Source organism: Embleya sp. NPDC059213, from assembly GCF_042754445.1.
In the GTDB taxonomy this organism is placed as follows: domain Bacteria; phylum Actinomycetota; class Actinomycetes; order Streptomycetales; family Streptomycetaceae; genus Embleya.
This window is the reverse complement of the sequence record NZ_JBHZAV010000297.1, coordinates 1-7,751: the sequence shown is the minus strand read 5'-3', so window position 1 is coordinate 7,751 and position 7,751 is coordinate 1. Positions and strand designations below refer to the sequence as shown.

General features: G+C 72.2%; 9 protein-coding genes and 1 pseudogene. 6 read left to right on the top strand and 4 right to left on the bottom strand.

The genetic code is table 11. The annotated features are described in order from the left end of the window. Positions 1–167 precede the first annotated feature (167 nt). Positions 168–707 carry a winged helix-turn-helix domain-containing protein gene (locus ACFXMF_RS45570; RefSeq protein ID WP_360322905.1) on the top strand — a complete coding sequence of 180 codons (540 nt, stop codon included), beginning with the start codon at positions 168–170 and terminating at the stop codon, positions 705–707. 17 nt (positions 708–724) lie between these two features. After that, positions 725–2,020, top strand: a complete 1,296-nt coding sequence (locus ACFXMF_RS45565) for an MFS transporter (protein WP_379992538.1) — start codon at positions 725–727, stop codon at positions 2,018–2,020. Between the two features lie 89 nt (positions 2,021–2,109). On the opposite strand, the gene ACFXMF_RS45560 is transcribed toward ACFXMF_RS45565, so the two are convergent. Both ACFXMF_RS45560 and ACFXMF_RS45555 read right to left on the bottom strand, forming a co-directional pair. Then, entirely contained in the window at positions 2,110–2,667 is a 558-nt protein-coding gene (locus ACFXMF_RS45560; RefSeq protein WP_360322901.1) for a hypothetical protein, read from the bottom strand. Positions 2,668–2,860: 193 nt separating this feature from the next. Continuing rightward, a pseudogene (locus tag ACFXMF_RS45555) lies at positions 2,861–3,058 on the bottom strand (response regulator transcription factor); the annotation flags it as partial. A gap of 79 nt (positions 3,059–3,137) precedes the next feature. Here ACFXMF_RS45555 and ACFXMF_RS45550 point away from each other — a divergent pair. Beyond that, entirely contained in the window at positions 3,138–3,692 is a 555-nt protein-coding gene (locus ACFXMF_RS45550) for a DUF4303 domain-containing protein (protein WP_379992535.1), read from the top strand. An 83-nt stretch (positions 3,693–3,775) separates the two neighbouring features. Here the strand turns inward: ACFXMF_RS45550 and ACFXMF_RS45545 are convergent, their stop codons facing one another. Further along, positions 3,776–4,171, bottom strand: coding sequence for a MerR family transcriptional regulator (locus ACFXMF_RS45545; protein ID WP_360322897.1), 396 nt, complete (start codon positions 4,169–4,171; stop codon positions 3,776–3,778). 135 nt (positions 4,172–4,306) lie between these two features. On the opposite strand from ACFXMF_RS45545, the gene ACFXMF_RS45540 reads away from it, so the two are divergent. The 3 genes from ACFXMF_RS45540 (at position 4,307) to ACFXMF_RS45530 (ending at position 6,178) form a co-directional block, all read left to right on the top strand. Beyond that, the gene (locus ACFXMF_RS45540; protein WP_379992536.1) at positions 4,307–5,380 is read left to right on the top strand and encodes an alkene reductase; all 1,074 of its coding nucleotides are present in this window, start codon (positions 4,307–4,309) and stop codon (positions 5,378–5,380) included. Between the two features lie 28 nt (positions 5,381–5,408). After that, positions 5,409–5,768, top strand: coding sequence for a putative quinol monooxygenase (locus tag ACFXMF_RS45535; protein WP_379992537.1), 360 nt, complete (start codon positions 5,409–5,411; stop codon positions 5,766–5,768). Positions 5,769–6,004: 236 nt separating this feature from the next. Next, entirely contained in the window at positions 6,005–6,178 is a 174-nt protein-coding gene (locus ACFXMF_RS45530) for a hypothetical protein (RefSeq protein WP_360322891.1), read from the top strand. A gap of 79 nt (positions 6,179–6,257) precedes the next feature. Here the strand turns inward: ACFXMF_RS45530 and ACFXMF_RS45525 are convergent, their stop codons facing one another. Then, a complete protein-coding gene (locus tag ACFXMF_RS45525) occupies positions 6,258–7,379 on the bottom strand; it encodes a serine hydrolase domain-containing protein (protein WP_379992874.1) in 1,122 nt (373 codons plus the stop codon). Positions 7,380–7,751 lie beyond the last annotated feature (372 nt).

The window sequence follows — 7,751 nt, the reverse complement described above, 5'->3', positions numbered from 1 at the left end:
TGCCGCCCGAGCCACCCCGGGGCCCGGGCGCCGGGGGGGCCGCCCCCGGCTGGGCGGCGCCCCGCCGGGCGGGCGGTCGCGCTGCGGCCGGCCCCCGTCGGCGCCGATTCGGAAAGTCCGAACGAAACCCCTTGCGCAATGGTCAAGAAGTGTTGACCATTACTCGCATGCCTACGGACGATCTCCCCGAGACGATTCACGTCACCACCGACGAGCAGTTGCGCGCCGTCTCCAATCTCACGCGTCACCGGATCATGGCCGTGCTCCGCTTCGAGCCGGCGACGATCACCCAGATCGCCTCGCGGGTCGGCCTCGCGAAGGGGAGTTCCAGCTATCACGTGCGGCTGCTGGAGCGGGCCGGCCTGGTGAAGGTGGTGCGCACGCGGAAGGTGCGGGGGGTCACCGAGCGGTATTACGCGATGGCCGCGCGGTCGATCGTGCTCCCGGATCCGGGCGAGGGAGGGCCGGATGTGCTGATGCGGCATGCGGTGGCGGACCTGGAGGCGTCGCCGGTGGACGGTGAGCGGCACGTGCGGATGGCGCATCTGCGGCTCACCGAGGAGCAGTTCGCGGAGCTGGGGGCGCGGCTGGATGCGCTGGCGGACGAGTACCGGGAGCTGTCCGATCCGTCGCTGCCGGACGCGTCACTCGTCTTCGCACTGTTCCACCCGGCCGTGCCCGAGCAGACCGAGGGGGACGCCAAGTGATCTCGGACGCAAGGAAGTTGCCGACCGGGTTCGGACGGCTGTGGACCGCGCAGACGGTGTCCTCGCTCGGGGACGGGGTGTCGCATGCCGCGTTGCCGCTGCTCGCGTTGACGTTGACGCGGGACCCGATGGCGCTCGCCGTCGTCACGGCCGCGGGCACGCTGCCGTGGTTGCTCTTCGGGGTGCTCGGCGGTGCGCTGGTGGACCGCTGGGACCGTCGGCGCACGATGTGGGTCGCGGACACGGCACGTGCGGTGCTGCTCGCCATCCCGGCGACGGCGGCCGTGCTCGACGTGCTGAGCATTCCACTGCTCGCGGCCGTCGCCTTCCTGCTCGGCGTCGGCGGCCTCTTCTTCGACACGGCAGCCACGGCCTATCTGCCCGATCTGCTCCGCCGCGATCCCGCACTCCTGGAACGCGCCAACTCCCGCCTGCGCGGCACCCAGATCGCCGCGTCCGGCTTCGCCGGGCCGCCTGCGGGCAGTGCGCTGCTCGCGCTCGGGCGGGCGTTGCCGCTGCTCGCCGACGCGGTGTCGTTCATGCTCTCCGCACTGCTCGTACGTACGCTGCCCGCCATGCCCCGGCCCGAGCCGGAGGCCCGCGAGTCGCTGCTCCGGCAGGCGCGGGCCGGGGCCTCGTACGTCTTCCGGGACCGGTTGTTGCTCGGGCTCGCGCTCCGCCCGGCGATCGGGAACGTCGCCTTCCTCGCCGTGGAGACCGTCCTCGCCCTCTTCGCGCACGATCGCCTCGGCATCGACACCTACGGCTTCGGCCTGCTCCTCACGGCGGAGGCCACCGGCGGCCTGCTCGGCGCGGGCATCGCTTCCCAGCTCGGCCGACGACTCGGCACCGGCACCGCACTGACCTGCACCGCCGCCGTCGAGGGGCTTGCCATCCTGGGCCTGGCCGCCGCCCCGAACCCGTACGTCGCCGGCCTGGCGCTCGCCGTCTGCGGAGCGGGCATGGGCGCCACGATGGTGCTCGGCCCCTCCCTCCGGCAGGCGATCGTCCCGGCCCACCTCATGGGCCGGGTCGCCTCCACCTCCCGGATGCTGGCCATGTGCGCCGCCCCGTTCGGGGCCTTCCTCGGCGGTTGGCTGGCCACCGCCTACGACGTCCGCACCCCGCTCTACGCCGCCGCCGTCCTGCTCCTGACGATGACGGCCGTCACGGCATCCATGACCGGCAACCGCCGGGTCGAAGCGGCGCTGCGTGCCGCCGCCCTCGCCGACGGCCCGGATCGCCCGGAACCCGGGGGTCCCGTTCGGGAGGGCAGCGTGCAGGCCCCCGCGACGTCGTCGAGCCTGGGCTGACCCCAACTCGGCGTTCCTCGTCTCGGCTCGAAGCGACGGGCGCCCAGCCTCCATGGGATGCAACGCGTGGCCCGACGACCGACGTTGGGTCAGGGCAGGTGGGTGATTTCCACCGTCAGGGGGCCGGCGGCTTCGGTGAGGCCCGTCTCGGTTGCGCACGGAGGCTTCGGCAGGGGAGAGAGGGTTCGGGTGGTGACGGTCGTGGCGCCGGCGAAGCGTCCGGAGAGGATCTTTCCCTTGAAGACCGCCGCCCGCCTGCCGCCGACCGGGCTCTCGACGCCACCGGATTCCTCGAGAGTGCTGCTCCCGCCGTCGTCCCAGGTGATGGTCGTCTCCCGGGTGCGAGTACCCCCGACGCAGGTCATCACCCCCGACATCGTGGAGGTCACGCGGCCCGAGGCGGGCAGCGAGTCGCCGAACGGCAGACACGAGGTCAGCTCGCCCTCGCCTCGGCCGGCGACCTGACGCGGCGTCGCGTTCAATCCCGGCGCGAACGTCTCGGTCTGGAACCCGGTGCAGACCTGCACCACGGGCACCGGCAGCGCGGGCGCGGTGAGCCCGACGGGACTTGCGGTGCCCGCCGCGGTGAGCACCAACACGGCTGGAAGGCAGGCGAGTCCCCTGCCGAGGAGTTGCGTGGGGTTCATGGGTCGACCTCGCAGACGGACGCGGCCGTGGTGGGGACGGCGGGGCGCGTGCGCCGTCCGCCATGGCAGCGAGAGTGGGACATGGCAGGCACTGCGATCTTGCAACGACGCAGGTCCGCATGGGGTTACGGGTGTTCACTCGGAAGGACGAAACGTCTTGCCGTCAGCGAGCTCCCCACCCCCACTGCCACTGGCGTCCGTCGCGAAAGACCTCCCGGCGGAAGGGATCCAGCCGCAGACCCGCGATCTCGCTGAGCGGGGGTCGGGCGTGCGCGCGTCTGCGGTCCAGCGCCCGCAGCCGCATGACGAGTTCGCGAAACTCGAACGGTTTGGTCAGGTAGTCGTCGGCGCCGAGCCCGAACCCGGAGGCCTTGTCGTCGATCCGGCCGGCGATAAGGTACGGCGACCACCTGACCTCGGGTCCCTGCGGGCGGCGCCGGCCGGGAGCGCATGTGCACAAGGGAGTCGACGTGATACCGACCGAGGCGGACCTCACCGAAGCCGTGTACCGGGCCGCCGGTGCCGCCGTCTCGGATCTGTTCCGGGAATACCCGGAGCACGACTTCTACTACTGCGCGCTGGTCACGCCGGGCGAGGCGTTCGGCCCGTCGCTTTCGGCCTGGTCGACCCAGGCCCTGGCCGCCGCGGCGGGCGGTTCCCCGGCCGAGGCCGACCTGTTGCGGTGGTCCTACGCGGACTCGCCGTTCTGCACCTACGGGGAGCGGCACCTCGCCCCGATCCGAGGTCTCTTCGACGCCCGACCGCAGGTCTACGAACTCCCCGACGACGAGGCGGAGGCCGAGTTCGAACTGCGGTTGGGCGCGATGGTCGCGGCGATGGCCCGCCTCGACGCGGAAGGGCTGTTCGGCGACGGTGGGCGACGCCTGTCCATCGTCGCCGTCGTCGAGGTCCCCGGGGACGAGGCCGAGAACGCCGCCCGCGCCCTGGCCCTGAACCCCCCGGCAGCCGCCGCCGCGTACCTCGCGGCGAACGCACCCGCGCCCGCGCCCCGAAGCCCCCGGTAACCGCCGCCGCGGCGGGCCCGCTCCGGCGGTGCGACGGCGTTGCCCGACGGCCCCGGCCGAGACGGCGGAGCGGGCCGCGCGCTTCAGGCGAACGAAGTCGCCGCGGCCGTGCAGTTCGACCGACCGGTGTCGTGCTGGGCCCGGGCCGCCGCCATGAGCACGTCGAGCGCGTTGCGGGTGCGCTGCAACTCCTCGATGTGGTCGGAGAGTCGGTCCCGTTCCTGGAGCATGCGCTCCATCGCGGCGGCGGAATGGTCGTCGCTGGGCGAGTCCACGCACGGCAGCAGTTCGACGATGGTGCGGCTGGACAGGCCGGCCGCGTACAGGCGCTGGACGAAGGCGACCCGCTCGATCTCGTGGTCGGTGTAGTGCCGTTGCCCGCCGGCGCTGCGGACGCTGGTGAGCAGCCCCTGCTCCTCGTAGTAGCGCAGCGAGCGGACGCTGGCTCCGGTCCGCGCCGCGAGTTCGCCGATCCGCATCTCGTACTCCTGTCCGTGACCCCGGTCACACGACTTGCCTCTCACATTGATGTGAGGTTTTAGCGTACTACCGGGCCCGTTCGCCAGGGCCCGCCACCAGTACCGGGCAGTACGAGCCGTACGAGGAGTACCGGCATGACCACGTTGTTCGACCGTCACCGTCTCGGTGATCTGGAACTGCCCAACCGCGTCGTGATGGCGCCGATGACCCGGGTCCGGGCCGCGGCGGAGGGGCTTGCGACCCCGTCCATGGCGGCCTACTACGCCCAGCGGGCCACCGCCGGGCTGATCGTCGCCGAGGGCCTTCAGCCGAGCCTCGTCGGCCAGTCCAACCCGGGCACGCCGGGCCTGTACACCGACGCGCAGGTGACCTCCTTGCGGCCCGTCACCGACGCCGTGCACGCCAACGGCGGGCGCATCTTCGCCCAGATCATGCACGGCGGCCGGATCTCGCACCCCGACACCACCGGCCTGCAGCCGGTCGGGCCGTCCGCGGTGGCCGCCGCGGGCAACGTGTTCACCCCGACCGGGCCGCAGCCCGCGCCGGTGCCCCGCGCACTGGCGACCGCCGAGGTGCCCGAGCAGGCGCGCTCCTACGCCGAGGCCGCCCGGCGCGCCATCGACGCCGGCTTCGACGGCGTCGAACTGCACGGCGCCAACGGCTATCTGATCTCGCAGTTCCTGTCCTCCAACGCCAATCTGCGCACCGACTCCTACGGCGGCCCGGTGCGCAACCGCATCCGGTTCGCCGTCGAGGCCGTCGCCGCCACGGTGGACGCCGTGGGCGCGGCCCGCACCGGAATCCGGCTCTCCCCGGGCGGCACCTTCTGGGACGTGGCGGAGACGGACGTACCGGAGCTGTACGCGGCCCTGCTGGCGGAGTTGGCCCGCTTCGACCTCGCCTACGTGCACGTGGAGGCGACCGCGGCGGAGGAGGTGCTGGTCGGACTGCGCCGCGGGTGGCCCGGCACCCTCGTCGTCAACCCGGTGCTCCCGATGGGCCCGAAGCAGACCGACCGGACCTCCGCCGACCACTGGCTCGGGCTGGGAGCGGACCTGATCAGCTTCGGCCGCGCCTTCATCGCCAACCCCGACCTGGTCGAACGGCTGCGCACCGGCCTGCCGATCGCGCCCGCCGACGAGAACACGTACTACCAGGGCGGCGACGCGGGCTACCTCACCTACCCGGCCTACCAGTACACCGCCTGAACGGAGGCGGCGGACGAGTGGAGGAACAATGAATTCGCCTCGGGACCAGGTCGCCGACACCGCGGCAACGGAACCGTCCGCCCGGACGGACATCATCATCGCCGGCCGGGTCTTCGTCCCCGCCGGGGAGACCGAAACGTTCGCCGCCGAGGCCCGGGCGACGTACCCGATCGCCGCGGCGAACCCCGGAAACGTGTCCATCTCGTTCTGCGTGGAGGACGCGACGACCGGAACCGTCACGGTACTGGAGCAATGGGCGTCCCAGGAGGCGCTCGATCGACACCTGGCCACGCCGGAGGTCAGGGCACTCTTCGCCAAGTGGAGCCCGCACATGCGCAACGAAGTGCGCAAGTTCGACGCGCGCAACGAGAGAGACCCGCGGGCCTGAGCCACCCGCCGTCGAGCCGAATCGCGTCGACGCCTCCCGCCGCGCCGCGGCGTCTGCGATGCCCTCGCCCTCGCCCTCGCCGTCGCCGGGGCCCGGTCGTGCCGGGCCCCGGCCGGGGTGCGTCGGGGGAGGGCGGTGATCGCGGCCGGGCGCCTACGTGGCACCAGGACCGCCGGCGGTGGCGGATCACCAGTCGGTCCGCGGCCGGTCGGGCGCGGGAGGAGTGGGCCGACGCCGTGGTCGGCGCGATCGGGTTCTTCCAGGACCCGATGACCCCGGACATCCCCGGCCTGGACACCTTCGCCGGAACCGTCGTACACACCGCCGCGTGGGCCCCCGACCTCGACCGATCAGATCCGATCCGGACGGTGCCGGGGTGGCCCGGCGTTTCCCGCCCCTACGTGGCGTGATGCCCGTCCCCGGGGCCGATTCGCAGGCCGACGAGTCGGCCGCACCGACCGCCCGCCGCCTCGGCCCGCCGATTGGCGGTCAGCCGCAGATCGCCTTGTCCAGGAGGGCCTCGACGGCGTCGTCGGGGTCGCCGCGGAAGTCGGGCGTGAGCGCGATCGTGACCTGGCGGCGCCGATCCTGGGTGGAGAACGACCAGGCCTGGTACGCCAGGGCATCGCCGTCGTTGCCGTACACGGGAATCCCGCACGTGGTGTCCTGCCAACGCAATCCCAGCCCGTACCGCCCCCCTTCGACGCCCGCCGTCTTCATCTCGTCGAGCAGGTGACTCGGCAGGAGGCGCCCACCGACCAGTGCGGCCATGAATCGGTTCAGATCCGCCGTCGTGGAGATCATCTCGCCGCCCGCGCCCATCAGCGACGGATTCATCTCGGTGAAGTCGACGAGTCGGGTCTCGTTGCCCTGCCGTACCGGGAGGTAACCCTTCGGGTGCGGTCCACGAATACGCGACGACGTCCCCGGCAGCGAGGTGCCCTGCAACCACAGCGGTTCGATGATTCGGCGCTCGATCTCCCTGGCATACGACCGGCCGGTCACCTTGTGGACGATTTCGCCGAGCAGGAGGTAGCCGGTGTTGGAGTACGCGTATTCGCCCCCCGGTTCGGAGGTCGCCGGCTGGGTCACCGCCCGCTGGATCAGCTCCATGGCGGACCAGGTGCGGAACCGGTCGGCCTCGAACTCCGGCGTCGGTGGCATCGGCAGCGTCCGACGGTAGTCGGGCACCCCGCTCGTGTGGTTGAGGAGCTGCCGCACGGTGATCCGATCACCCGCGGGGACCACGCCGGGCAGCCACTTCTCGACCTTGTCGTCCAGGTGCAACCAGCCCTCGTCCACGAGTTGCAGGACGACGGTGGCGACGAACGTCTTGGTGATGCTGCCCGCGCGGAACCGGCCCTGTGCCGGCACCTCCCGCGTCGTGCCCAGTTCGGCGACGCCGCTGACGCCTCGCCACACGTGGCCGTCGCGCTGCACCTCGATCAGCGCACCCAAGGCGCCGTTCGCCGTGATGTCGTCCAGCCCCTTCTGCAGCCCGCCGCGATCCGGGCGATCCGTCTGCTCCGCCGAGGCAAGCGTGGCGGATGGCACCGCGACCACCGCCAACGCCGTCGCCGCGGTCACCAATACCCGATGCATGCGCTTCATGCCGGCCCCCGATTCGTTCGAGTCGTGCACCTCGGGGTCGAACCCCCGTTGGCAACAAGCTTGTCGGGCAGGGCAGCCCTCGGCGATGGGGCTCGTGGCCGTATCCACCGGGGGGATACCCCCACCTCCGCCACGGCGTCGCCACGGGTTGCGCGGGTGCCCGTCCCGGTCGTGGAACGAGGCGGCTGCGGAGTGGGTGGGCGCCCACCGGTTCACCGGATTTCCGAGCGACGGGGTCACCCGTACAGCCGAACCCGGTGACCGCGGAGCGACTTCGCGAAGACGCATCCCGCGACCCGGGGTTTCGGGTCATACTGTGCCCCCGGCACCCGAAGGACCGCCGGGGCGGGCGTGGCCCGAACGCCACAGGGA

Bases quoted from the DNA above. Each gene is read 5' to 3' on its own strand.
- ACFXMF_RS45570 (WP_360322905.1), top strand. From the start codon at position 168: ATGCCTACGGACGATCTCCCCGAGACGATTCACGTCACCACCGACGAG.
- ACFXMF_RS45560 (WP_360322901.1), bottom strand. From the start codon at position 2,667: ATGAACCCCACGCAACTCCTCGGCAGGGGACTCGCCTGCCTTCCAGCC.
- ACFXMF_RS45545 (WP_360322897.1), bottom strand. From the start codon at position 4,171: ATGCGGATCGGCGAACTCGCGGCGCGGACCGGAGCCAGCGTCCGCTCG.
- ACFXMF_RS45540 (WP_379992536.1), top strand. From the start codon at position 4,307: ATGACCACGTTGTTCGACCGTCACCGTCTCGGTGATCTGGAACTGCCC.
- ACFXMF_RS45535 (WP_379992537.1), top strand. From the start codon at position 5,409: ATGAATTCGCCTCGGGACCAGGTCGCCGACACCGCGGCAACGGAACCG.
- ACFXMF_RS45525 (WP_379992874.1), bottom strand. From the start codon at position 7,379: ATGAAGCGCATGCATCGGGTATTGGTGACCGCGGCGACGGCGTTGGCG.